This window comes from Pseudomonas putida, assembly GCA_041879295.1.
Classification (GTDB): Bacteria; Pseudomonadota; Gammaproteobacteria; order Pseudomonadales; family Pseudomonadaceae; genus Aquipseudomonas; species Aquipseudomonas putida_Y.
Map to the genome: position 1 here is coordinate 1,591,046 of CP047152.1, position 25,407 is coordinate 1,616,452.

A 25,407-nucleotide genomic window follows, 5' to 3' on the forward strand; every position below is an offset into this window, starting at 1 on the left:
CTGAATGAAAAAAGACCCGCAGCGCCTCTCGGCGCAGCGGGCCAAATCGGCCTCGGCCGCTTCAGTGTCAGATATGCAAGGCGTGACCCAGGGCGCGCAGCGCGGCTTCCTGTACCGCTTCACCCAGCGTGGGGTGGGCATGAATGGTGCCGGCCACATCTTCCAGGCACGCGCCCATCTCCAGCGATTGGGCAAACGCCGTGGACAATTCGGAAACCGCCACGCCAACTGCCTGCCAGCCCAGAATCAAGTGATTGTCGCGTCGCGCCACCACGCGCACGAAACCGCTTTTCGACTCCAGGCTCATGGCCCTGCCGTTGGCGGCAAACGGGAACTGCGCGACGATGCAGTCCAGGCCCTGCTGGCTGGCTTGTTCCGGGGTCTTGCCGACCACCACCAGCTCCGGGTCGGTGAAGCACACGGCGGCAATTGCAGTAGGCTCGAAGCGGCGGGTCTTGCCGGCGATGATTTCGGCGACCATCTCGCCCTGGGCCATGGCCCGGTGCGCCAGCATCGGCTCGCCAGCGACGTCGCCGATGGCCCAGACGTTGCGCATGCTGGTCTGGCAGTGCTCGTCGATGGCAATGGCGGCGCCGTTCATCTTCAGGTCCAGGCATTCCAGGTTGAAGCCTTGGGTGCGTGGCCGGCGGCCCACGGCCACCAGTACCTGGTCGGTCTCCAGGCGCAGTTGCCCGCCCTTGCCGTCGTTGGCCAGCAGGCAACCATTTTCGTAACCTTCAACGCTGTGGCCCAGGTGCAGGGCGATGCCCAGCTTCTTCAGCGACTCGGCCACCGGGGCGGTCAATTCGCTGTCGTAGGTCGGCAGGATGCGCTCACGCGCTTCCACCACACTGACCTGTGCACCCAGCTTGCGATAGGCAATGCCCAACTCCAGGCCAATGTAGCCACCCCCTACCACCACCAGATGTTGCGGCAGGGCTTTCGGTGCCAGGGCTTCGGTGGAGGAAATCACCGGGCCACCCAGCGGCAGCATCGGCAGTTCGACACTGCTGGAGCCGGTGGCCAGCAACAGGTGCTCACACTGGATGCGCTGGCCATCGACCTCGACCTGCTTGCCGTCGAGCACCTTGGCCCAGCCATGTACCACTTTTACCCCGTGCTTTTTCAGCAAGGCGGCAACACCGGTGGTCAGGCGGTCGACGATGCCGTCCTTCCAGGCCACGCTCTGGCCGATGTCCAGGCGCGGCGAGGCTACGCTGATACCCAGCTCGGACGCCCCGGCAAAACGCGAAGTCTGGTGGAACTGTTCGGCCACATGGATCAGTGCTTTGGACGGAATGCAGCCGATGTTCAGGCAGGTGCCGCCCAGCGCCTGGCCTTCTACCAGTACGGTGGGGATGCCCAGTTGCCCGGCGCGGATGGCAGCCACATAACCGCCGGGGCCGCCGCCGATGATCAGCAGGGTCGTTTGGATAGTCTGGTGCATGCTCACTCCACGAACAGGCAGGCGGGCTGTTCGAGCAGGCCGCGCACGGCCTGGATGAACAGGGCGGCGTCCATGCCATCGACCACGCGGTGGTCGAACGAACTGGACAGGTTCATCATCTTGCGCACGACGATCTGGCCGTCGATCACCACTGGCCGTTCGACCATGCGGTTGACCCCGACGATTGCCACTTCCGGGGTGTTGACCACCGGCGTGCTGACAATGCCACCCAAGGCGCCGAGGCTGGTCAGGGTGATGGTCGAGCCGGACAGCTCTTCGCGGCTGGCCTTGTTGTTGCGTGCAGCGTTGGCCAGGCGCGAAATTTCGCCGGCATTGGCCCACAGGCTGCCCGCTTCGGCGTGGCGCAGCACGGGTACCATCAGGCCGTTGTCACCTTGGGTGGCAATGCCCACATGCACCGCGCCATGGCGGGTGATGATCTGCGCTTCGTCGTCGTAGGTTGCGTTGATCTGCGGGAAGTCACGCAGCGCCACGACCAAGGCGCGCACCAGGAATGGCAGCAAGGTCAGCTTGCCGCGGCTGTCGCCGTGCTTGCTGTTGAGCTGCTGGCGCAGGGCTTCCAGGGCGGTGACGTCAATTTCTTCCACGTAGCTGAAGTGTGCGACGCGGCGCTTGGCGTCCTGCATGCGCTGGGCGATCTTGCGACGCAGGCCGATCACAGGCACCTGTTCGCTGTCAGTGCGCTTGGCATAGCCGTTCGGTGCCTGGCCGGCATTGCTTTGCGGCTTGCTCATGAAGGCGTCGAGGTCTTCGTGCAGAATACGCCCGGCCGGGCCGCTGCCATGCACATAACGCAGTTCGATACCGGCATCCAGGGCGCGTTTGCGCACGGCCGGCGAGGCCAGTGGCTTGTCGCCCGGCTGGCGCGGCACAATGGCCGCAGCTTCGTGATTGGCGGGCGCCTGGTGCGCGGCGGGTTTTACGTCTTTCTGCGGTTCCGGCTTGGCTGCAATCGGGGCCGCCTGGGCCTCTACCGGCTTTGGCTGAGGCACATCCACATGGTTGCCGCTGCCTTCCACTTCGATGCGGATCAGTTCGCTACCGACCGCCATCACTTCACCGGGCTGTCCACCCAAGGCCAGCACTGTACCGCTGACCGGCGAAGGGATTTCGACGGTGGCCTTGTCGGTCATGACGTCGGCCACCACCTGGTCCTCGGCGATGATATCGCCGACCTTGACGAACCATTCCACCAACTCGACCTGCGCGATGCCTTCGCCAATGTCCGGCATCTTGATGACGTGCGTGCCCATTCAGACCTCCATGACCTTTTTCAGTGCCGCACCTACCCGCGAAGGGCCGGGGAAGTAAGCCCATTCCTGTGCGTGGGGGTAGGGGGTGTCCCAGCCGGTGACGCGCTCGATCGGCGCCTCCAGGTGGTGGAAGCAGTGCTCCTGCACCAGCGCCACCAGTTCGGCACCGAAGCCGCAGGTGCGGGTGGCCTCGTGCACCACCACGCAACGGCCGGTCTTTTTCACCGACTCGACGATGGTGTCCAGGTCCAGCGGCCATAGGCTGCGCAGGTCGATCACTTCGGCATCGACGCCGCTTTCTTCGGCGGCCACCTGGGCCACGTACACCGTGGTGCCGTAGGTCAGCACAGTCACGTCACTGCCAGGGCGGGTAATGGCGGCCTTGTCCAGCGGTACGGTGTAATAGCCGTCGGGCACGGCGCTGTGCGGGTGCTTCGACCACGGTGTTACCGGGCGGTCGTGGTGGCCATCGAACGGGCCGTTGTACAGGCGTTTGGGCTCCAGGAAGATTACCGGGTCGTCGCATTCGATCGAGGCAATCAGCAGGCCTTTGGCGTCATATGGGTTGGACGGCATGACGGTGCGCAGACCGCACACCTGGGTGAACATCGCTTCCGGGCTCTGGCTGTGAGTCTGGCCGCCATAGATACCGCCGCCGCAAGGCATGCGCAGGGTCAGCGGGGCGATGAACTCGCCGGCCGAACGGTAACGCAGGCGGGCCAGCTCGGAGACGATCTGGTCGGAGGCCGGGTAGAAGTAGTCGGCGAACTGGATCTCCACCACCGGGCGCAGGCCATAGGCACCCATGCCCACGGCGGTACCGACGATGCCGCTCTCGGAGATGGGCGCATCGAACACGCGCGATTTGCCGTACTTGTTCTGCAGGCCTTCGGTGCAGCGGAACACGCCGCCGAAGTAACCGACGTCCTGGCCGTACACCACTACATTGTCGTCGCGCTCAAGCATGACATCCATGGCCGAGCGCAGGGCCTGGATCATGGTCATGGTAGTGGTGGCCATGGCGGTTTCCGGGTTTATGCTGTTGTTGTGGTCGTTCATCTCAAACCCCCAGTTCCTGGCGTTGACGGCGCAGGTGTTCGGGCATCTCCTTGTACACATCCTCGAACATCGAGGCGGCGCTCGGGATATGCCCGTTGGCCAGGGTGCCGTATTGCTCGGCTTCTTTCTGCGCAGCAATCACCGCAGCTTCGAGCTCGGCCGTGACGGCCTGGTGTTCTTCCTCGGACCAGTGGCCGATCTTGATCAGGTGCTGCTTCAGGCGGGCGATCGGGTCACCCAGCGGGAAGTGGCTCCAGTCATCGGCAGGGCGGTACTTGGAGGGGTCGTCCGACGTCGAGTGCGGGCCGGCACGGTAGGTGACCCACTCGATCAGGCTTGGGCCCAGGCCGCGTCGGGCGCGTTCGGCAGCCCAGCGCGAGGCGGCGTACACGGCGACGAAGTCGTTGCCGTCAACCCGCAGCGAAGCAATACCGCAACCCACGCCACGGCCGGCAAAGGTGGTCGACTCGCCACCGGCGATGGCCTGGAAAGTGGAAATGGCCCACTGGTTGTTGACCACGTTGAGGATGACCGGGGCGCGGTATACGTGGGCAAAGGTGAGGGCGGTGTGGAAGTCCGACTCGGCAGTAGCGCCGTCACCGATCCACGCCGAGGCGATCTTGGTATCGCCTTTGATCGCCGATGCCATGGCCCAGCCGACCGCCTGCACGAACTGGGTCGCCAGGTTGCCGCTGATGGTGAAGAAGCCGGCTTCGCGCACCGAGTACATGATCGGCAACTGGCGGCCTTTGAGTGGGTCGCGCTCGTTGGACAGCAGTTGGCAGATCATCTCGACCAGCGATACGTCGCGGGCCATCAGGATGCTTTGCTGGCGGTAGGTCGGGAAGCACATGTCAGTGCGGTTCAGCGCCAGCGCCTGGCCGCTGCCGATGGCTTCTTCGCCCAGGCTTTGCATGTAGAAGGACATCTTCTTCTGGCGCTGGGCAACCACCATGCGGCTGTCGAAGATCCGCGTCTTGAGCATGGCGCGCATGCCTTGGCGAAGGATCTGCGGGTCGATGTCCTCGGCCCACGGGCCTTGCGCGTCGCCTTGCTCGTCGAGCACGCGGACCAGGCTGCAGGACAGGTCGGCAGTGTCGGCAGCATCGACATCGATAGCAGGTTTACGGGCCTGACCTGCATCGGTGAGGCGCAGGTAGGAAAAATCGGTCTGGCAGCCTGGCCGGCCGGTGGGCTCGGGCACATGCAAACGCAGGGGGGCGTACTCGTTCATGCTTTTTACGCTCGCTCGGGTATTTGTTTTTGTGAGCTCTGAAGCGGCCGCCGCTGAGTACCGGCTTGTGACTGGTAAGTCAGCGTCACCTACATCTTAGTGGCCCGGCAGGAGAATTTTTCTCTCAAGTTGATTGCCTTTGCCGAGCGGGGCAGATAAACATTCCGCATAAACACAAAAAACCGGTGATTTTGTCTCATGCGCAAACTCGATCGTACCGATATCGGCATTCTCAACAGCCTGCAAGAGAACGCCCGCATCACCAATGCCGAGCTGGCACGCTCGGTGAACCTGTCGCCCACGCCTTGCTTCAACCGGGTGCGGGCCATGGAAGAGCTGGGGGTGATCCGCCAGCAGGTGACCTTGCTGTCGCCGGAGGTGCTGGGGCTGGATGTGAACGTGTTCATCCATGTCAGCCTGGAAAAACAGGTGGAGCAGTCGTTGCACCGCTTTGAAGAAGAGATCGCCGAGCGGCCCGAGGTGATGGAGTGCTACCTGATGACGGGTGACCCGGATTACCTGTTGCGGGTGCTATTGCCCAGCATCCAGGCGCTGGAGCGGTTTCTCGATTACCTGACGCGCTTGCCAGGGGTAGCCAATATTCGTTCAAGCTTTGCCCTGAAGCAGGTGCGCTACAAGACGGCGTTGCCGTTGCCGGCCAATGGCATGACTTTGCGGGAGTAGGGGGGGCGATGCCGGCACAAGGATCGCATCCACCTGTAGGAGCGGGTTCACCCGCGAAGAGGCCGGCACAGCCACCCAATAGGCTGCTTGATATTTTAAACACCCCCAGCCTATGTTGATGTCAGCCTACAACAACAAGGACAAGCGTCATGAGCACTGCTCAGCTCCAGGGCATCAATGAAATCGAATGCGTCACCCCCGACCTCAACGGCGTCCCGCGCGGCAAGGTGATGACCGCCGAAGGCTTCCTCGAAGGCCGTCGTCTGCAAATGGCCCGGGGAGTGCTGCTGCAGTGCATCATGGGCGGCTACCCACCGGCGAAGTTCTACGGCAGTGACGACGGCGACCTGGCACTGGTGGCCGAACCCGGTCAGGTGCACCGCCTGCCCTGGAGCAATGACGGCCGCGCCTTGGCCATCTGCGATGCCAATGAGCTGGATGGCCGGCCCTCGGCATTGTCCACCCGGGGCCAGCTGAAAGCCGTGAGAGCCCGCTATGCGGCACTGGGCCTGGTGCCGGTAGTGGCAACCGAGCTGGAGTTCTTCGTCTTTGCCCCCAACACTGACCCGCACCAACCGTTCCTGCCGCCGGTAGGCAGCGATGGCCGCCGCGAGCAGGGCCATTCGGCGTTCAGTGTCAGCTCCAACAACGGCCTGCGTCCGTTTTTCAAGGAGGTGTATCACTGTATGGCCGCGCTCGGCCTGCCACGTGACACTTTCATGCACGAAATGGGTGTCAGCCAGTTTGAGATCAACCTGCTGCACGGCGACCCGCTGCTGTTGGCCGACCAGACTTTCCTGTTCAAGCACCTGCTCAAGGAAGTGGCGCTCAAGCACGGGCTGACGGTGGTCTGCATGGCCAAGCCGCTGGCGCGTACGCCCGGCAGCTCCATGCACATTCACCAGAGCCTGGTCGAGGCCGGCAGCGGGCGCAACGTGTTCAGTGATGAGCAGGGCCTGCCGACAGACACCTTCCACCACTTCATCGGCGGGTTGCAGGCGTGCATGGCCGACTTCACTGCCCTGTTCGCGCCCAACGTCAACTCCTACCAGCGCCTGTGCCATCCCTACGCCTCGCCGAACAATGCGTGCTGGTCCGAGGACAATCGCGCCGCTGGCCTACGCATTCCGGCCAGTGCGCCGGTCGCGCGACGGGTGGAAAACCGCCTGCCAGGCGCCGATGCCAACCCTTACCTGGCCATTGCCGCCAGCCTGGCCGCCGGCCTGCACGGCATCGAGCAGCGCTTGCAGCCATCGCCGGCCATCCAGGGCGAATTCGAGGTGCCCGAGCACCTGAGCCTGCCGTGCACGCTGCACGCGGCCCTTGAAAGGCTCAAGCGCAGCACGCTGGCGCGGGAACTGTTCGGCAGCGAGTTCATCGAAGGCTACATCGCCAGCAAGACCCTTGAGCTGAGCGATTTTTTCGACGAGATCACGCCGTGGGAGCGCCGGGTCCTGGCGGCACAGGCCTGAGCGCGACATAACCTGCACCGGGCACGCCCCCGCAGTGCCAAATAGCTGTCGGGGGGGCCTGCGCCAGGCGGTTTTTGCCTTTATGCTGCTAGCACCCAAAACTGCCACCTGACCAGGGAGCTCCACGGGACGTATGCGAAATGTATGGAAGCCGTTTCAGTCGTTGTATTTCGCCGCGCTGATGATGTTGATCGGCTCGGGCCTGCTCAGCACCTACCTGGCCCTGCGCCTGGCGGCCGACCATGTCGACAGCCTGTGGGTGGGTGCGTTGATGGCGGCCAACTACTTTGGCCTGGCGGTTGGTGGCAAGGTTGGCCACCGGCTGATCGGGCGGGTAGGGCACATACGCGCCTATGCCACCTGTGCCGGTATCGTCGGCGCCGCGGTGCTCGGTCATGGCCTGACCAGCTGGCTGCCGGCCTGGGTAGGGCTGCGCATGATCGTCGGCCTGGGGATGATGTGCCAATACATGGTCATCGAGAGCTGGCTCAACGAGCAGGCCGATGTGAAACACCGGGGCGCGGTGTTCAGCGGTTACATGATTGCCTCGTACCTGGGGCTGGTGCTTGGCCAGTTGATTCTGGTGGTGCACCCGCAGCTCGGCCCTGAGCTGCTGATGCTGGTGGCGATGTGCTTTGCCCTGTGCCTGGTGCCCGTGGCGATGACCCGGCGTATTCACCCGGCGCCTTTGCGCCCGGCACCGATGGAGCCGAAATTCTTCATCAAACGCGTGCCGCAGTCGCTCAGTACGGTTTTGGGCTCGGGGCTGATTGTCGGCTCGTTCTACGGTCTGGCGCCTTTATATGCTTCAAGCCAGGGGATGAGTACCGAGCAGATCGGTCTGTTCATGGGTAGCTGCATTTTTGCCGGCCTGCTGGTGCAGTGGCCGCTGGGCTGGTTGTCTGACCGTTATGACCGGGCTGTGCTGATTCGTAGCGTGGCGGTGGGGCTGGCACTGGCTGCTGCGCCATTGGCGATACTGCCCAGTGTGCCGCTGGAGTTGCTGTTCGGTATCGGCTTCCTGATCTCGTTGCTGCAGTTCTGCCTGTACCCGCTGGCGGTTGCCTTTTCCAATGACCACGTGGAAAGCGAGCGCCGGGTATCGCTGACGGCGATGCTGTTGGTGACCTACGGTGTGGGTGCATGTGTCGGCCCGCTGGCGGCAGGGGTTTTGATGAAGGTATTGGGCGCGCAGATGCTGTATGCCTTCTTCGTATTCTTTGCCCTGGTGCTGGTCTGGCGCATTCGGCCGAAAGCGGTTACCGGCCTGCATCAGGTACAGGATGCACCGCTGGGCCACGTGGCGATGCCGGCGGCCGGTTCGCCGTTGTCGGCGGCGCTGGACCCGCGGGTGGATGAGCAGACCGTGCAGGACGTGATGCAGGCGCCTGTGGCGGCTGAAGACACCGAGGATGAAGAGAAGGGCGCGCAGCAACAGGCGCCTGAACCGGAAGAAGCCAGCAGGTCGGTGTAGGAGCGGGTTTACCCGCGAAGAGGCCAGCCCAGCGGAAACACAAATGAAAACGCCACCTCAGCAGGTGGCGTTTTCTGTTTTACCGACTGACGATCAATAATCGTCCTTGTCGAACCGCCGCGCCTCACGCTGCAGCTGGTACACAAAACTCTCGATCTTGCGTTGAGCCTGCCCGCTCAGGTTGTGGAAGCGCACGCCGGCAAAAGTGGTGTTGATGCGCTCTTCATAGTGCAGATGACGCAGCTCGACCATGGTATCCACCAGGCCCAGCGGGTTGCCCGCCTTGAAACGCTCATACACCTGGCCCAGTTGCAAGCGGTCTTCGACATTGCCTTCGAAGCGCAGTTTGCAGCCGGTGGCCGAGATATCCAGCAGCTTGCCTCGCAGGGCACCGTTGCCTTTGAGGTGGGCGCCGTCGAGGATGATGTCGACCAGCTGCGATAGCTTCAGTGCGGCGCGGAAGGCATTGCGGCGCTGGTGGTAGGTCATCTCTTGCGGCAGGGCGCCGCTGTAGCAGCGGTGGCCGTCGACCTCGCTGATTTTCAACTCGTGATCGCACTCCCAGGCGATGCGCACACCATCGTGGAAGCCTTCGACGCGGAAGTGCTCGCCGTTCTCGATGAATTTCTCGCCGTCACGGGGGATCATCTCGTCCAGTGCCAGGGTATTGCTTTCGCGGTCCACGCGCACCACATAGCTCTGGAAGCGCTGGCTGCGCTCATGGAAGGTAATGATCAGGGGGTCGTGGCTTTCCTGCAGCTGCCGCAAGTTGGCCGCAATCTCCAAGGGGGTGCTCAACACCTTGGGTGGTTGCGGAGCATCGGATTCATTGAACACAGCTTATCGTTCTCCAGGCAAAAGCGACACACGCAAGTAACGGCATTTTGCCACTATGTTCTGTGCCTTGATAGAAAAATCACACTTGGCTGAGCGCGCGTGGCTTGGCCAGGGGCGAGGTGCTGCCACGGCTGTCATAGAGCGAAGGCGAATCGCCGCCCTGAAGGATGCGGATCTGGTTGTTGGTGACGTGTTGCTGCACCTGGATGATCCGGCCATTGGTCTCGTTAAGCTGTTGGCAGGCTTGCATCAATTGGCTGATCACGTTGAGTTGTTGCAGGATCAATTCACCGTTGGGCGATTGTGCCGCCACAGCCTCCACTCCGGCGCGATCTGCGCTCAGGCCAAGGCTGGTAAGCAGGTTGTTGCGCCGCAGGCCTTGCTGCTCCAGCAACACGATCAAAGACTGCTTGCGAGCCAGAATATCTTCCAGCGGTGCCATATCGCGGCCATGCAGGGCTACAGACTCCTTTTTCAGAAGGTCGAGCAGTTCCTGCATCGGGGCAATGTCATCTTCGATCAGTTGCAGCAAGGTGGTGTCGTGCATGGCTAACTCTTGGCTTTTCTGGCGTCCGTGAAGTCAGCGCGCCGTACGGTCAGCGCTGGGCTTCGAAATCAAGCAGTTTGCTGGCGACCCGGCCGGCATCGACCTGGTAGCTGCCGTCGGCGATCGCCTGTTTCAACTGGGCCACGCGGGCGCTGTTGACCACCGGCTCGTCGCGCAGCTTGTCGCTGACCTTCTGCAACTGCTGGGCCTCCTGGCTGAGGTGTACCGCTTCTCCGCTGGCGCTGGTGGCGCTTGCCGCTTCCTGGCGAGCTGCCGGTTTTTCGGCGCTGCCGGACGCGGTGTTGCTGCGCACGCCGCCCGTGACGGACGGAGAGTTATTCATGCGACTGAAGTCGATGACCATGATCAGAAACCTCTGGGTATTTGGACGCTTGCCTTGTTTTCGGCCAACCCGATATAAACTTTAGGCACAAATGCGTTGCCGCCTGTCGGCAAGCCCGCGAACCCGTGTTCTGACACAGTTTAGGAAAAGCGGTTCCTCACTGCCAGCGTAATCTGGTGGCTGGCCTACATACTGACCTCGACCTGGCCGGGGCCGGTCACCCTGGCCTTGACCACGCGTTTGGAGTTGAGGTTGCGTACCCGGATCTGCTCGCTCAGGCCGCCCTTGCTCAGGGCTTCGCCCGGCATGCGCACGCTCAGGCCACCACTACGGGCAATGATCACCACATGATCACCCTTGCGCACCACCTCGGCCTGTTCCAGGTGTTGCGGTGTGAGCACCTGGTCGATCACCGTGGGGCGCAGCATCTTCATGCCCACCACCTGGTCCAGCTCGGTCAGAAAGCCCTGGCCCAGGGTGCCGACGTCGCGTTCGCGCAGGGCCACGTCACCTTCGCCGACCGTGTTGTCGCGCTTGAGCGGTCGGGTTACCACCACCACGTCGCGGAAAAGTCGTACGGTGGCCGGCACAAATACCGTCCACGGTGCTGCGCCGTTGCAGCGTATCCTTACCGTCACCCTGCCCAGTGGCTTGGCCGGGCTTTCCAGTGAGGCGTCCAGCTGCTGGCTGCACAACGGCATGCGCAGGCGTGGGTCCAGCGGGTTGACCTGGATTTCATAGCGCCCGGCAGTCTGGGTGGTGGACAGGTAATCTTCAACGGTGAATTCAAGAAACCCTTGGGTGACACCGATAAGCTGTTCAGGCAAGGTGAACGCGTCCGCTACCGTGCGAACGCCGGGCATCAGCAGGCACAGCGTGGCCAGCGGGCCAGTCAGCAGGCGTGTCAATCGTCGGGAAAATGTCGTTTTCGTGTGCATGACACTCAAAAAAGCAAAGCCCGTGCCGACTCGCTACCTGAGTGGCAACGAAAGGCTGAAACGTTAAGGAGTCTGGCATGGCGGGTGTTATGGATTCGGTCAACCAGCGCACGCAGCTGGTGGGGCAGAATCGCCTGGAATTGCTGCTGTTCCGCCTCAATGGCGAACAGCTTTACGGCATCAATGTGTTCAAGGTCAGGGAAGTACTGCAATGCCCTGCGCTGACCTTGCTGCCCAAGGCGCACCCTGTGGTGCGTGGCGTTGCCAATATTCGCGGGGCGACCATCCCGATCCTCGACTTGTCGATGGCCACCGGGTTGCGGCCGCTGCAGGAAGACACGCGCAACAGCTTCGTGATCATCACCGAGTACAACACCAAGACCCAAGGTTTCCTGGTGCATTCGGTGGAGCGCATCGTCAACATGAACTGGGAAGAGATCCATCCGCCACCCAAGGGTACTGGCCGTGATCACTACCTGACCGCGGTCACCCGGGTGGACAAACGCATGGTCGAGATCATCGACGTGGAGAAGGTGCTGGCCGAAGTGTCGCCGTCGTCCGAGTCGGTATCGGCCGGTGTGATCGATGCCGAGGTGCAGGACAAGGCGGTGTTGATGCGGGTGCTGACCGTCGACGACTCGTCGGTGGCGCGCAAGCAAGTCAGCCGTTGCCTGCAGACCGTAGGGGTCGAGGTGGTGGCGCTCAATGATGGCCGTCAGGCTCTGAACTACCTGCGTCAGCTGGTGGATGAGGGCAAAAAGCCGGAAGAAGAGTTCCTGATGATGATCTCGGACATTGAAATGCCGGAAATGGATGGCTATACGCTAACCGCGGAGATTCGCAGCGATCCGCGCATGCAAAAGTTGCACATCTGCCTGCATACTTCGCTTTCCGGGGTGTTCAACCAGGCAATGGTCAAAAAGGTCGGTGCCGATGACTTCCTGGCCAAGTTCAAGCCGGACGACCTGGCCCAACGGGTGGTCGACCGGATCAAAGCAGCGCATTGAAGCAGCCGGGGGCATGCCCCCTGGCACCAGTGATTGAAAAGAGGCGGCAGTAGTGTCTACGGGTAATTTGGATTTCGAACAGTTCCGGGTCTTCCTGGAGAAAGCCTGTGGCATCCTGCTGGGCGAGAATAAGCAGTATCTGGTTTCCAGCCGTCTCAACAAGCTGATGGAACAACAGGGCATCAAGAGCCTGGGTGAGCTGGTGCAGCGCATTCAGGCCCAGCCGCGCGGCGGCTTGCGCGAGCAGGTGGTCGATGCCATGACCACCAACGAGACCCTTTGGTTTCGCGACACCTATCCGTTCGAAGTGCTGAAGAACAAGGTGATCCCCGAATTCATCCGCAACAACCCCGGCCAGCGCCTGCGCATGTGGTCGGCGGCCTGTTCGTCGGGGCAGGAGCCGTATTCCATCTCGATGGCAATCGACGAGTTCGAGCGCAGCAACCTTGGCCAGTTGAAGATGGGGGCGCAGATCGTCGCCACCGATCTCTCCGGCACCATGCTGACCAACTGCAAGACCGGCGAATACGACAGCCTGGCGATTGCCCGCGGCTTGTCCCAGGAGCGCCTGCAGCGCTACTTCGACCCCAAGGGGCCGGGGCGCTGGGCGGTCAAGCCAGCGATTCGCAGCCGTGTCGAATTCCGCTCGTTCAACCTGCTCGACAGTTATGCCAGTCTGGGCAAGTTCGACATCGTGTTCTGCCGCAATGTGCTGATCTATTTCTCGGCGCAGGTGAAGAAGGACATTCTCTTGCGTATTCACAGTACCTTGAAGCCGGGTGGGTATCTGTTCCTCGGGGCTTCCGAAGCCCTGAACGGGCTGCCTGACCATTACCAGATGGTGCAGTGCAGTCCGGGGATCATCTACCAGGCCAAGTAAGGTATGCCTTGAAGGGGGGCGTTTGTGAGATCGAGCGCCGCCCGCGCGGTGCATCGCGAGCTGCGCTCGCTCCCACGTTTGTTTCGGGCCGGTATCCCTGTTGCAGACGCGCGCGACCGCCTTGTTTGTACTGCGCGATATCGAGCCATGCACCCAGGCGTTCGCGCGCAAATCCCACAGGAATAATTGGCCCGAAACAAACGTGGGAGCGAGCGCAGCTCGCGATGCGCCGCGCGGGCGGCGCTCGATCTCCCAGGCGAAACCCTTCTGTCGCCGAACAATGACGTCAATTTTTTGTTTTGCCGCTTTTGCCGCCCGGCAATTGCCGCTTTTGCGGCCCAAGGCGGAAGTCCTTTGCCGCTTTTCTGGCATCACTCTGACACCACCTCGCCCCGCAGGCCCGTATTTCCGGGCTTTTCGTTGGTTGGCACAGCCCTTGCTATACCTTGCTCAACGAAATTCCGGTCAACCTCTGAAGGTTTCCCTGACATGAGCATCAGCTTCGACAAGGCGCTTGGTATTCACGAAAAGGCTCTGGGCTTCCGCGCCCAACGCGCTGAAGTGCTGGCCAACAACATCGCCAACGCCGACACGCCCAACTACAAGGCGCGTGACATGGACTTCGCCTCGGTGCTCGCAGCCGAAAGCGACAAGCAGCAGAGCGGCGGCCGCTTCAGCCTTGATCGTACCAACAGCCGGCACATCGAGGCTGAGGGCCTGGCCATGGCTGATGAAACCCTCAAATACCGCACGCCGCTGCAGCCGTCGATCGACCAGAACACCGTGGATGCGCAGATCGAGCAATCGAACTACACGGAAAACGCGATTGGCTTCCAGGCCAGCTTTACCTTGCTCAACAGTAAATTCAAAGGGCTGGTTTCCGCCCTGCGGGGAGAATGACCATGTCCCTTTCCAGTGTCTTCAACATTGCCGGTAGCGGCATGAGTGCACAGAACACGCGCCTGAACACCGTGGCGTCCAACATCGCCAACGCCGAGACCGTGTCTTCGAGCATCGACCAGACGTATCGCGCCCGTCACCCGGTGTTCGCCACCACCTTCCAGAATGCGCAGGCCGGCAGTAGCCAGTCGCTGTTCGAAGACCAGGGCGAGGCAGGGCAGGGTGTGCAGGTAAAAGGCATCGTCGAAGACCAAAGCACTCTGGAAGCACGCTACGAGCCGAATCACCCGGCGGCGAACAAGGACGGCTACGTCTACTACCCGAATGTCAACGTGGTCGAGGAGATGGCTGACATGATCTCCGCCAGCCGCGCGTTTCAGACCAATGCCGAGCTGATGAACACGGCCAAGAGCATGATGCAGAAAGTGCTGACCCTGGGGCAGTGATAAGGAATTCAGAGCATGGCAATCGATACTAACGGTGTGAACCTCAATGACGTGCTGTCGGCGTCGGGTGTGGGCACTAGCACCAAGAAGACCACGGACACCGCATCCAAGACCGGCAACGATTCGCTCGGCAAAGATGCCTTTCTGCAGCTGCTGGTCACCCAGATGCAGCACCAGAACCCGCTGGACCCGCAGGACAACGGTGAGTTCGTTGCCCAGTTGGCACAGTTCAGCAGCCTCGAAGGTATTACCTCGCTGAACGAGTCGGTCAGTGCCATTACCGGCTCCATGGCCTCGTCCCAGGCCTTGCAGGCGTCGTCACTGGTTGGGCGTTCGGTGGTGGTGCAGAACGACAAGGCCGTGGTCGACACCGCCGAAAGCTTCAATGCGCAGTTCGTTGTGCCGCAAGCTATCGGCGAAGCGAAGATCACCATCAAGGACAAGGACGGCAACACCGTCAAGACCATCGAGTTGGGCGAGCAGAAAGCCGGTTACGCCGATTTCATCTGGGACGGTACCAACAACAGTGGCGAGAAAGTCGACCCTGGCACCTACACCTTCACCGCCAGCACCACGGTGGACGGCAAGTCGGTGCAGATGAGCACATTGCTGCCGGCCAAGGTGACAAGCGTCAGCTTCAGCGCCGCCGGCGAAATGGTGCTCAACCTTGCCGGTGTTGGCAAAGTGTCCCTCTCCGACGTGCAAACCATCGGTATCTAAGGCCCGCTAGTGCGGCAAAAGGAGCGAATTCATGTCTTTCAATATCGGCCTTAGCGGTCTGTACGCAGCAAACAAGCAGCTGGATGTCACCGGCAACAACATCGCCAACGTCAACACCACCGGCTTCAAGTCGTCGCGTGCCGAGTTCGCCGATGTCTACGCAGGCTCCAACCGCCTGGGTGTTGGCAAGAACCAGGTGGGTAACGGGGTGCGCCTGGCAGCCGTTTCCCAGCAGTTCACCCAGGGTGACGTCAACACCACCGGCAACGTGCTGGATATGGGGATTCAGGGGCAGGGCTTCTTCGTGCTGTCCGATAACGGCTCGCGTGTTTACACCCGTGCGGGTGCTTTCCAGGCCAGCAAGGACAACTTCGTGATTACCTCGGACGGCCTGCGCCTGCAGGGCTATGCCGCCGACTCGACTGGCAAGATCCAGAAGGGCGTGCTGACCGATCTGCAGATCGATACGTCTGCGCTGCAGCCAAAGGCAACATCGCTGATCGATCAGGGCATCAACCTGAATTCTTCGGCCGCCGACATCCCGCTGGAAGTCGACGATGGTAGTGGTGCGATGGTGCCGAACCTGCCGTTCGATCCTTCCGATCAGACGACGTACACCAAGTCGTTCCCGACCAAGGTCTACGACAGTCAGGGTAACGAGCACACCATGGAGCAGTTCTATCGCAAGACTGGCACCAATGAGTGGACCATGTACACCTTGGTAGACGGACGCAACCCGTTCGACCCGGCCTCCACTGTGCCGCTGACCGGCACCATCAGTTTCAACAGCGATGGTTCGGTCAGCAGCATGACTGCCGATAACACCGGGCACCCGGCGGGCGCTTCGTTCACGGTGAACAACAATACCTTCACCATGACTGGCTGGGTGCCGGCGGTGGAAGACTCTGCAGGTAACTGGGCGTCGAATGGCGCAGTTGGCAACGCCGATGGCATGCGCCTGGCGATGAACAGCACCTCCTCCTACAACACCGAGACCGCGCGCATGTCGCAGTCGCAGGACGGTTACGCGACCGGTATTCTGTCGAGCCTTAGCATCGACTCGACGGGCGTGCTGTTCGCCAGCTTCAGCAACCAGCAATCCCGCGCCATTGGTCAGGTAGCCCTGGCCAGCTTCGCCAACGAGCAGGGCCTGCAGCAGATCGGTGGTACCCGCTGGACGGAAACCTACACCTCCGGTATTCCGGGCATCGATGCGCCGAAGACCGGTACCCTGGGCAGCGTCGAGTCCAACGCGCTGGAAGGCTCGAACGTGAACCTGACGCAGGAGTTGGTCGAGCTGATCAAGGCGCAGAGCAACTACCAGGCGAACGCCAAGACGATCTCCACCGAAAGCACCATCATGCAGACCATCATTCAGATGGCCTGATGGTTTCTGGTTGAGTGTGTGGATGAACCCCTTTGTCGCGAAGGGGTTCGTCGTCTTTGCCGGAGGGGGCATGAAACGGCTTTTTGTCACATTGATCGCTACTTTTTGCCTGTACCAGGCCCATGCCGGTACCGCGCCCTGGTGGCGTTGGGAAAGCCAGGTGGATGGGCGACTGGTCTGCTCGCAATGGTCGCCAGGCGATGGCTGGAAGAAATTCGCCGGTCCCTACAGCAATGGTGGTTGTCGTGAGCCTTGAGGAGGCCGGTGCAGGTTTGCCGTCATCGGCAACCAGGCGCCGGATAACCGGCGTTCAACACACCGGCGGCACCTGCGAAAGCCCGTATTCACGGGCTTTTTCTCGATTTCGGAAAGTTGGTTCGGAACTTGCTTTAGAGCCAGTACAGCAACGGCGAGCGGCAAGCGATCGCCAGTGCAGCGGAGGATGACTGTGGACAAGATGCTTTACGTGGCCATGACCGGTGCCAGCCAGAATGCGCTGGCGCAGAAGGCGCACGCTAACAACCTGGCGAACATTTCCACCAACGGTTTCCAGCGAGACCTGGAGCAGGCGCGCTCGATGCCTGTGTTCGGTGACAGCTTTCCGGCGCGTGCCTTTGCCATGACCGAGCGCCCGGGCACCGACTTCAGTGAAGGCCCGATGGTGGAAACCGGCCGTGACCTGGATGTGACCGTAAGCGGTAACGGTTTTATCGCCGTGCAGGCGCCAGATGGCAGCGAAGCGTATGTGCGTACCGGTAGCCTGAACATCGATGCTCTCGGGGTGTTGCGTGCCGGCAACGGTATGCCTGTGCTTGGCAATGGCGGCCCCATTGCCATCCCGCCCGAGCAGAAGGTCGAAGTCGGCTCCGATGGCACCATCAGCATCCGCTCCATGGGCGAGGACCCGCGCGTGATGGCGGAGGTTGATCGCATCAAGCTGGTCAACCCCGACACCAAAGGCCTGACCAAAGGCCAGGACGGGCTGATTCACACCGCGTCCGGCCAACCCGCGGATGCTGACGTCAACGTGCGGGTGGTGTCAGGTTTCCTGCAGGGCAGCAACGTCAACGCTGTCGAAGAAATGACCTCTGTGCTGGCGCTGTCCCGCCAGTTCGAACTGCACGTCAAGATGATGAACGCGGCCAAGGAAGGCGACGAAGCCATGGCGCGTGTTTTGCAAATCGGCTAACCACATTTGAACGGGTGCCGTAAATCAGGCGCACGAGGAGAACACTAAATGCTTCCGGCTCTCTGGGTCGCTAAAACCGGCCTGTCCGCACAGGACACCAACCTGACGGTCATCTCCAACAACTTGGCCAACGTCTCAACCACCGGCTTCAAGCGTGATCGTGCCGAATTTCAGGACCTGCTGTACCAGATCAAGCGTCAGCCAGGCGCGCAGTCGACCCAGGACAGCGAGTTGCCGTCGGGCCTGCAGGTCGGTACCGGCGTGCGCATTGTCGGCACGCAGAAAAACTTCCAGACCGGCAGCTTGCAGACCACGGAAAACCCGTTGGACATGGCCGTCAATGGCCGTGGTTTCTTCCAGATCCTGCAACCTGACGGCACCGTTTCCTACACCCGCGACGGTACCTTCCACCTGAACTCCGACGGCCAGATCGTCAACGCCGATGGCCTGGCGCTGGAGCCTGCCATCGTGGTGCCGAACGACGCCCAGACCTTCACTGTCGGCCAGGACGGCACCGTGTCGATCACCACCGCCGGCAACCCGGCTGCGCAGGTTATCGGCAATATTCAGACCGCCGATTTCATCAACCCGGCTGGCTTGCAGGCGATGGGTAACAACCTGTTCCTGGAAACCGCTGCCAGTGGCGCACCCCAGGTCGGTACCCCGGGCCTGAACGGTTTTGGCACCACCCTGCAGCAGACGCTGGAGAACTCCAACGTCAGCACCGTGGAAGAGCTGGTGAACATGATCACCACCCAGCGTGCCTACGAGATGAACTCCAAAGTCATTTCCACGGCCGACAAGATGCTGTCGTTCGTTACTCAACAGCTCTAAACCCTGTCACTCAGCTGCGCCCGTGAGGTAAGTGTCATGAATCGTCTGTTGTCCGTTTTCGCCCTGGGGGGGGCGGTGTTGCTGGCAGGTTGCGTCGCGCCGACGCCCAGGCCCAACGACCCGTACTATGCGCCGGTGTTGCCGCGCACCCCATTGCCGGCAGCGGCCAACAACGGTTCGATCTACCAGGCCGGTTTCGAACAGAACCTGTACAGCGACCGCAAGGCGTTCCGGGTGGGTGACATCATTACCGTCACCCTCAACGAGAGAACCTCGGCCAGCAAGAACGCAGGTTCGCAGATCCAGAAGAACAGCAATGCCAACATCGGCCTGACGTCATTGTTCGGCACCACGCCGAACACCAACAACCCGTTTGGCAGTGGTGACCTGTCGCTGGAGGCCGGCTACAGCGGCGAGCGCGCCACCAAGGGTGACAGCAAGGCCACCCAGGGCAACACCCTGACCGGCTCGATTACCGTGACCGTAGCCGAAGTGCTCCCCAACGGCATCATCGCCGTGCGCGGCGAAAAGTGGCTGACCTTGAACACTGGTGAAGAGCTGGTGCGCATTGCCGGCATGGTCCGCGCTGACGATATCGCCACTGACAACACCGTGCCGTCCACTCGCGTGGCCGACGCGCGCATCACCTATTCCGGTACGGGCTCGTTCGCCGATGCCAGCCAGCCCGGGTGGCTGGACCGCTTCTTCATCAGCCCGCTTTGGCCTTTCTGAGTACGGATGACCATGTTCAACGTAAGGCAGCTGATTGCCGCAACCCTGCTTTTGTCCTGCGCCTTCGCTGCCCAGGCCGAGCGCCTGAAGGACATTGCCAGCATCTCTGGCGTACGCTCCAACCAGTTGATTGGTTACGGCCTGGTGGTGGGCCTCAATGGCACGGGTGACCAGACCACCCAGACACCGTTCACCCTGCAAACCTTCAACAACATGCTGTCGCAGTTCGGCATCAAGGTGCCGGCCGGTTCCGGCAACGTGCAGTTGAAGAACGTTGCCGCAGTGTCGGTGCATGCCGACCTGCCGCCGTTCGCCAAGCCGGGCCAGGTGGTGGACATTACCGTGTCTTCGATCGGTAACTCGAAGAGCCTGCGCGGCGGCAGCCTGTTGATGACCCCGCTCAAGGGTATCGACGGCAATGTCTACGCCATTGCCCAGGGCAACCTGGTCGTGGGCGGCTTTGACGCCGAGGGTCGTGATGGCTCGAAGATCACTGTCAACGTGCCGTCCGCCGGCCGTATTCCGGGTGGTGCCAGCGTCGAGCGTGCGGTGCCGAGCGGCTTCAACCAGGGCAATACCCTGACCCTGAACCTCAATCGCCCCGACTTCACGACCGCCAAGCGTATCGTGGACAAGGTCAACGACCTGCTCGGCCCTGGCGTGGCCCAGGCTTTGGACGGGGGTTCGGTGCGGGTCAGCGCGCCGATGGACCCAAGCCAGCGTGTGGATTATCTGTCGATCCTCGAAAACCTCGAAATCGACCCGGGCCAGGCGGTGGCCAAGGTCATCATCAACTCGCGTACCGGCACTATCGTCATCGGCCAGAACGTCAAGGTGTCGCCGGCGGCGGTAACCCACGGCAGCCTGACCGTGACCATTACCGAAGACCCGATCGTCAGCCAGCCCGGGCCGCTCTCCAACGGCCAGACCGCCGTGGTGCCACGTTCGCGGGTCAATGCCGAGCAGGAAGCCAAACCGATGTTCAAGTTCGGCCCGGGCACCACGCTGGATGAGATCGTCCGCGCGGTGAACCAGGTGGGCGCAGCGCCCGGCGACCTGATGGCGATCCTCGAAGCCCTGAAACAGGCCGGCGCCTTGCAGGCCGACCTGATCGTGATCTGAGGACGGTGCGGATGAACAGCAAAAGCCTGGTTTCCGGTGGTGCCGACAGCGGTGCCTACACCGACCTCAACCGCTTGAGTTCGCTCAAGCATGGCGATCGCGACAGTGACGCCAACGTGCGCAAGGTAGCCCAGGAGTTCGAATCGCTGTTCATCAGCGAAATGCTCAAGGCTTCGCGCAAGGCCAGTGATGTGCTGGCCGACGACAACCCGATGAACACTGAAACGGTGAAGCAGTACCGCGACATGTACGACCAGCAGTTGGCCGTGAGCATGTCCCGCGAGGGCGGTGGTATTGGCCTGCAGGATGTGCTGGTGCGCCAGCTGTCGAAGAAAAAGGCCGGCCAGGCCAGCACCAGCCCGTTTCCACGTATCGAGGGCAACGCCCCGGCGCTGTGGGGCAACAAGGTGGCCGAGCCCGTGCATGCCACCCAGTCGACCGCCACCCGCAACGACGTCGCTGCACTTAACTCGCGTCGTCTGGCGCTGCCGAGCAAGCTCACCGATCGCCTGCTGGCCGGTATCGTGCCGTCGGCGGCCACTGCAAATACCGCCACTGTGCCTGCCCGTGACGGCCAGCAAGTGGCCAAGGCCTTCGCTGTGCCGGACACCGGTCTGCGCATTGTCGGGCGCGCCGTGGCCCAGCCACCGCTGGCGCCGAAAAAAGCTTTTGCCGACAGCGACGAGTTCGTCGCCACCATGCTGCCGATGGCCGAGCAGGCGGCCAAACGCATTGGTATCGACCCACGCTACCTGGTGGCGCAGGCCGCCTTGGAAACCGGTTGGGGCAAGTCGGTCATGCGCAACACCGATGGCAGCAGCAGCCACAACCTGTTCGGCATCAAGGCGACCGGTAATTGGGAAGGCGGCGAGGCGCGGGCGATCACCAGCGAGTTCCGCGATGGCCAGTTCGTCAAGGAAACGGCGGCGTTCCGCTCCTACGATTCCTACCAGGACAGCTTCCACGATCTGGTCAGCCTGCTACAGAACAATTCGCGCTATCAAGATGCGGTGAAGGCCGCCGATAAACCGGAACAGTTCGTGCAAGAGTTGCAAAAGGCCGGGTACGCCACCGACCCGAATTACGCCAGCAAGATCTCGCAGATCGCAAGACAGATGAAGTCGTACGAGCACTACGCAATGCTCGATACCGCAACGAAACTTTAAGGGCATGGAACCATGGCGAGTCTGATCAACATTGGTATGTCGGGGCTTGGCGCCGCGCAATCGGGGATGTACACCCTCGGTAACAACATCGCCAACGCCGATGTCGAAAGCTACTCGCGCCAGCAGAACGTGCAGAAGACCAAGGGCGGCCAGCAGGTCGGCCAGGTGTTCATTGGCAGTGGTACCACCCTGGCGGATGTGCGCCGGGTTTACAACGCGTTCCTCGAGAACCAGCTGCGCAGCACCACCTCGCTGAGCAGCGATGCCAGCTCGTACCTGAACCAGATCACGCCGCTGGACACCGCCCTGTCGAGCAGCGACACCGGTATCACTGCTGCCCTGAAAAGCTTCTTCAGCGCCATGCAGGATGCTGCCGCCAAGCCGACCGAGGACGCCTCGCGCCAACTGCTGCTGACCAGCGCGCAGTCCCTGGCCAAGCGCTTCAACACCCTGTCGGCGCAGCTCAACCAGCAGAACAGCGACATCAACGCCAACATGGCGTCGATGGCTGATCAGGTGAATAACCTGACCAAGACCATCGCTGAGCTCAACGACCAGATTTCCCGCGTCAGCTCCATCTCCGGCCAGCCCAACGACCTGCTCGACCAGCGCGATGGTGCAGTGCGTGAGCTGAGCAAGTTGATTGGCACCGATGTGGTCGAGCGTGAAGGCAACTACGACATCTACCTGAAGAACGGCCAGGCCCTGGTACTGGGCAAGACGACCCAGACCTTGGGTGTGGAGCCGAGCGCGACCGACCCGACCCGCATGAGTCTTATCCTCAATCGCGGCTCGACCAAGATGGACATCACCAGCAGCGCCAGCGGTGGCGAGCTGGGCGGCTTGATCCGTTACCGCAAGGAAACCCTCGACCCCGCGCTCAACGAGCTGGGCCGCGTGGCCCTGGTGGTGGCGGATGCGATCAACAGCCAGCTGGCCCAAGGCATCGACAAGAACGGTGAGTTCGGTGCCACCCTGTTCGGTGACATCAACAGCGCCGCGGCCATCAGCCAGCGCAGTGTCGCCAAGACCGGCAACAGCGCCGGCTCCGGCAACCTCGACGTGACCATCAAGGACACCGGCAAGCTGAGCACCAGCGACTACCAGGTGACCTTCACCAGCGCCACTGGCTACAGCGTGCGCAAGTTGCCTGAAGGCACCGACATGGGCAGCTTCGACCTCACCGACACGCCGCCTCCGGTAATCGACGGTTTCACCCTGTCGCTCAATGGCGGTGGCCTCAGTGCTGGTGACAGCTTCAAGATCACCCCGACCCGCAATGCGGCCGCAGGAATCGATACTGTCCTGACCGACCCAAAGCGCCTGGCCTTGGCTTCGCCGCTGACCGCTACCAATGGATCGGGCAACAAAGGTACCGGCGTCATCACCCAGCCGACGCTGACCTCGGAAATGGACATCTATGACGCCGCCCAGCGTTCGCAACTGCAGACGGGCCTGAAGTATTCGACCCCGGTCAAACTGGTGTTTGGCGACGACACCAGCTCGCCCCAGGCCTACAAGATGTACGACGCCAAGGGCACCGAGATCGGCAGCGGCACCATCGTGCCGGGCCAGGAAAACAAGCTGCAACTGTCGGTGCCGATGGTTGATGGCAGCGGCAATCCGCTGGGTGGCAACTTCACCTTCGAGATGAGCGTTTCTGGTGCGCCGAAAAATGGCGACAGCTATACCGTCGCGCTGGCCGGCGCAGGCTCGGCGGACAACCGCAACGCCCAGTCGGTGATCGACCTGCAGACCAAGTCCACGGTCGAGGTGGGTGCCGACGGCAAGGGCATCAGCTTAACCGATGCCTACGCCAAGCTGGTCTCTAACGTTGGCGGCAAGGCCGGACAGGCACAAATGGACAGTGATGCGACCAACGCGCTGCACACCTCCGCGCTGGACAGCCGCAATGGCCTGTCGGGCGTGTCGATCGATGAAGAGACCGGCAATCTGATCAAGTTTCAGCAGTACTACACCGCGTCGTCGCAGATCATCAAGGCGGCCCAGGAAACCTTCGCCACCCTGATCAACAGTCTTTAAGGAGCCGTAGATCGTGAGCGTACGCATTTCTACTTCGCAGTTCTACAACACCAACAGTGCCAACTATCAGAGCAACTTTGCCAAGGCGGTGAAGACTCAGCAGGAAGCCAGCGATGGTATCCGCGTGCGCTCTGGCAAGGACGATCCGGTGGGCGCGGCGCGTTTGCTGCAGCTTGAGCAGCAGCAGAACATGCTCAAGCAATACAGCGGCAACATCGTCAATGTGCGCAACGCCCTGGGCACTGCCGAGAGCACCCTGAACTCCATTGGCACCATTCTGCAGCGCGTCAACGAGCTTGCGGTGAGCTCGGGTAACGGTACGTTCACCGACGCCGATCGCAAGGCCAATGCCGATGAACTGGCGTCGCTGGAAGACCAGTTGTTCTCGTTGATGAACAGCAAGGACGAGAACGGCAAGTACATTTTCTCTGGTTCCAAGGGCGATACCCCGCCTTACGCGCGCAATGCCGATGGTACCTATAGCTACCAAGGCGACCAGGGCAAGCTCAACCTGCAGGTCGGTGACATGCTTAGCCTGGCCGCCAACGAGACCGGCTACGATGCCTTCGAGCAGGCGCTGAACACCAGCCGCAGCCAGACCAGCCTGACCGCACCGGCCACCGACGATGGCCGCGTCAGCCTGTCCAACGGCCAGGTTTCCGGCAACAGCCTGTACAACGATCGCTTCCGCAGTGGCGAGCCGTACACCATCGAATTCCTCAGCAGCACCGAATACAAGATCACCGACGTCGACGGCAATGACGTTACGCTCGAGGCCGGTCAGGACGGCAAGTTCGACCCCAATGGCGATAACACCAGCATCAGCTTCCGCGGTGTCGATCTGCGCCTGGACATCACCTTCAAGGACGGCGACAAGGGTAATGAAGATGCCGCTATTGCAGGGCATACTTTCAGCCTGAGTTCCAAGGCCGATGAGGTTTCCGGCACCCGCAGCCCTGGCAATACCTCCGCCGAGCAGGTGACAAGCGCGACCATCTCCGATCAGGCTGCCTACAAGGCCGCTTTCCCGGGCGGTGGCGCGGTGCTCAAGTTCACCGGCAGCAGCACCTTCGAGCTGTACGCCACGCCGGTCACGGCTGACAGCCGCCCGGTGGCCTCGGGTACGCTGGGCGGGCCGGGCGGCACTACCGCCACTGCGGCAGGGGTCAGCTTCGAGCTGTCTGGCGCACCGAACGCGGGGGACTCGTTCGCGGTCAAGGTCGATACCCATCAGACCCAGAACATCCTCGACACCATCGGCAAGCTGCGTACCGCCCTGACCAGTCCAGTGGACAACGACCCGGTGGCCCGGCAGAACTTCCTCGCGTCACTGGATTCGGCCATTGGCAACATCGCCAGTGCCACCAACCAGGTGTCGTCGTCGGTCAGTGCGATCGGTGGCCGAGGCCAGGCGCTGGATGTGCAGGCCGAAACCAACGAGGCGCTGAGCACGGAGAACACCAAGACCCAGAGTTCGATTCGCGAAAGCGACCCGGCCGAAGTGATGCTGCGCCTGCAGATGCAGACCAACATGCTGCAAGCGTCGCTGCAGGCCTATGCCAAGGTCGCCAGCTTGTCGTTGGTCAACTACATCTGATTCCATCCCCTCTTGCGTCACCCGGCGTGTGCCAGCCCATTCGGCGCTGGTCACGCTACTTCTTCAAGGTCTTCG

General features: G+C 61.9%; 25 protein-coding genes. 17 read left to right on the forward strand and 8 right to left on the reverse strand.

Features of this window, described 5'->3' with window-relative positions; all coding sequences use genetic code 11:
• Positions 1–67 precede the first annotated feature (67 nt).
• Genes lpdA through GST84_07415 form a run of 4 tightly spaced genes read right to left on the reverse strand, consistent with a single transcriptional unit; the run spans position 68 to position 5,014 of the window.
• Positions 68–1,447, reverse strand: coding sequence for a dihydrolipoyl dehydrogenase (lpdA, locus tag GST84_07400; GenBank protein XGB12194.1), 1,380 nt, complete (start codon positions 1,445–1,447; stop codon positions 68–70).
• Between the two features lie 2 nt (positions 1,448–1,449).
• Positions 1,450–2,721 (reverse strand): 2-oxo acid dehydrogenase subunit E2, encoded by a 1,272-nt coding sequence (locus tag GST84_07405; protein XGB12195.1) that lies wholly within the window; start codon positions 2,719–2,721, stop codon positions 1,450–1,452.
• Complete coding sequence (locus GST84_07410) at positions 2,722–3,780, reverse strand: alpha-ketoacid dehydrogenase subunit beta (GenBank protein ID XGB12196.1); 1,059 nt, start codon at positions 3,778–3,780, stop codon at positions 2,722–2,724. It abuts the gene before it with no gap.
• Position 3,781: 1 nt separating this feature from the next.
• Positions 3,782–5,014 (reverse strand): 3-methyl-2-oxobutanoate dehydrogenase (2-methylpropanoyl-transferring) subunit alpha, encoded by a 1,233-nt coding sequence (locus GST84_07415; GenBank protein XGB12197.1) that lies wholly within the window; start codon positions 5,012–5,014, stop codon positions 3,782–3,784.
• Positions 5,015–5,212: 198 nt separating this feature from the next.
• Here GST84_07415 and GST84_07420 point away from each other — a divergent pair, with 198 nt between their 5' ends.
• The 3 genes from GST84_07420 to GST84_07430 all read left to right on the forward strand — a co-directional run bounded on the left by GST84_07420 (position 5,213) and on the right by GST84_07430 (position 8,644).
• Positions 5,213–5,698 carry a winged helix-turn-helix transcriptional regulator gene (locus tag GST84_07420; GenBank protein ID XGB12198.1) on the forward strand — a complete coding sequence of 162 codons (486 nt, stop codon included), beginning with the start codon at positions 5,213–5,215 and terminating at the stop codon, positions 5,696–5,698.
• A 149-nt stretch (positions 5,699–5,847) separates the two neighbouring features.
• On the forward strand, positions 5,848–7,170 hold the full coding sequence (locus GST84_07425; GenBank protein XGB12199.1) for a glutamine synthetase: 1,323 nt from the start codon (positions 5,848–5,850) through the stop codon (positions 7,168–7,170).
• A gap of 133 nt (positions 7,171–7,303) precedes the next feature.
• The gene (locus GST84_07430) at positions 7,304–8,644 is read left to right on the forward strand and encodes an MFS transporter (protein XGB12200.1); all 1,341 of its coding nucleotides are present in this window, start codon (positions 7,304–7,306) and stop codon (positions 8,642–8,644) included.
• A 93-nt stretch (positions 8,645–8,737) separates the two neighbouring features.
• Here GST84_07430 and GST84_07435 read toward each other — a convergent pair whose 3' ends face one another.
• The 4 genes from GST84_07435 to flgA form a co-directional block, all read right to left on the reverse strand.
• The gene (locus GST84_07435; protein ID XGB12201.1) at positions 8,738–9,481 is read right to left on the reverse strand and encodes a pilus assembly protein PilZ; all 744 of its coding nucleotides are present in this window, start codon (positions 9,479–9,481) and stop codon (positions 8,738–8,740) included.
• 79 nt (positions 9,482–9,560) lie between these two features.
• The gene (locus GST84_07440) at positions 9,561–10,028 is read right to left on the reverse strand and encodes a flagellar protein FlgN (protein XGB12202.1); all 468 of its coding nucleotides are present in this window, start codon (positions 10,026–10,028) and stop codon (positions 9,561–9,563) included.
• 49 nt (positions 10,029–10,077) lie between these two features.
• Complete coding sequence (gene flgM, locus GST84_07445; protein ID XGB12203.1) at positions 10,078–10,392, reverse strand: flagellar biosynthesis anti-sigma factor FlgM; 315 nt, start codon at positions 10,390–10,392, stop codon at positions 10,078–10,080.
• Positions 10,393–10,556: 164 nt separating this feature from the next.
• Positions 10,557–11,309: a flagellar basal body P-ring formation protein FlgA gene (gene flgA / locus GST84_07450; protein XGB12204.1), complete on the reverse strand. Its 753-nt coding sequence runs from the start codon at positions 11,307–11,309 to the stop codon at positions 10,557–10,559.
• Positions 11,310–11,386: 77 nt separating this feature from the next.
• Between flgA and GST84_07455 the strand changes: the two genes are divergently transcribed.
• The 14 genes from GST84_07455 (at position 11,387) to GST84_07520 (ending at position 25,332) form a co-directional block, all read left to right on the forward strand.
• Positions 11,387–12,316 (forward strand): response regulator, encoded by a 930-nt coding sequence (locus GST84_07455; GenBank protein XGB12205.1) that lies wholly within the window; start codon positions 11,387–11,389, stop codon positions 12,314–12,316.
• A 52-nt stretch (positions 12,317–12,368) separates the two neighbouring features.
• Positions 12,369–13,196, forward strand: a complete 828-nt coding sequence (locus GST84_07460; protein XGB12206.1) for a methyltransferase domain-containing protein — start codon at positions 12,369–12,371, stop codon at positions 13,194–13,196.
• Positions 13,197–13,685: 489 nt separating this feature from the next.
• Positions 13,686–14,096: a flagellar basal body rod protein FlgB gene (gene flgB / locus GST84_07465; protein ID XGB12207.1), complete on the forward strand. Its 411-nt coding sequence runs from the start codon at positions 13,686–13,688 to the stop codon at positions 14,094–14,096.
• A gap of 2 nt (positions 14,097–14,098) precedes the next feature.
• On the forward strand, positions 14,099–14,542 hold the full coding sequence (gene flgC, locus GST84_07470; protein ID XGB12208.1) for a flagellar basal body rod protein FlgC: 444 nt from the start codon (positions 14,099–14,101) through the stop codon (positions 14,540–14,542).
• 15 nt (positions 14,543–14,557) lie between these two features.
• Positions 14,558–15,262, forward strand: a complete 705-nt coding sequence (gene flgD, locus GST84_07475) for a flagellar hook assembly protein FlgD (protein XGB12209.1) — start codon at positions 14,558–14,560, stop codon at positions 15,260–15,262.
• Between the two features lie 31 nt (positions 15,263–15,293).
• Entirely contained in the window at positions 15,294–16,649 is a 1,356-nt protein-coding gene (locus GST84_07480; protein ID XGB12210.1) for a flagellar hook-basal body complex protein, read from the forward strand.
• Between the two features lie 70 nt (positions 16,650–16,719).
• Positions 16,720–16,905 carry a hypothetical protein gene (locus GST84_07485; protein XGB12211.1) on the forward strand — a complete coding sequence of 62 codons (186 nt, stop codon included), beginning with the start codon at positions 16,720–16,722 and terminating at the stop codon, positions 16,903–16,905.
• 192 nt (positions 16,906–17,097) lie between these two features.
• Complete coding sequence (locus tag GST84_07490) at positions 17,098–17,838, forward strand: flagellar hook-basal body complex protein (GenBank protein ID XGB12212.1); 741 nt, start codon at positions 17,098–17,100, stop codon at positions 17,836–17,838.
• Between the two features lie 48 nt (positions 17,839–17,886).
• Complete coding sequence (gene flgG, locus GST84_07495) at positions 17,887–18,672, forward strand: flagellar basal-body rod protein FlgG (protein XGB12213.1); 786 nt, start codon at positions 17,887–17,889, stop codon at positions 18,670–18,672.
• Positions 18,673–18,708: 36 nt separating this feature from the next.
• Positions 18,709–19,404: a flagellar basal body L-ring protein FlgH gene (flgH, locus tag GST84_07500; GenBank protein ID XGB12214.1), complete on the forward strand. Its 696-nt coding sequence runs from the start codon at positions 18,709–18,711 to the stop codon at positions 19,402–19,404.
• Positions 19,405–19,416: 12 nt separating this feature from the next.
• Positions 19,417–20,526 carry a flagellar basal body P-ring protein FlgI gene (gene flgI, locus GST84_07505; GenBank protein ID XGB12215.1) on the forward strand — a complete coding sequence of 370 codons (1,110 nt, stop codon included), beginning with the start codon at positions 19,417–19,419 and terminating at the stop codon, positions 20,524–20,526.
• 11 nt (positions 20,527–20,537) lie between these two features.
• Positions 20,538–21,692 carry a flagellar assembly peptidoglycan hydrolase FlgJ gene (gene flgJ, locus GST84_07510; protein XGB12216.1) on the forward strand — a complete coding sequence of 385 codons (1,155 nt, stop codon included), beginning with the start codon at positions 20,538–20,540 and terminating at the stop codon, positions 21,690–21,692.
• A gap of 12 nt (positions 21,693–21,704) precedes the next feature.
• Positions 21,705–23,735: a flagellar hook-associated protein FlgK gene (gene flgK / locus GST84_07515; protein XGB12217.1), complete on the forward strand. Its 2,031-nt coding sequence runs from the start codon at positions 21,705–21,707 to the stop codon at positions 23,733–23,735.
• Positions 23,736–23,748: 13 nt separating this feature from the next.
• Positions 23,749–25,332: a flagellar hook-associated protein 3 gene (locus GST84_07520; GenBank protein ID XGB12218.1), complete on the forward strand. Its 1,584-nt coding sequence runs from the start codon at positions 23,749–23,751 to the stop codon at positions 25,330–25,332.
• Positions 25,333–25,407 lie beyond the last annotated feature (75 nt).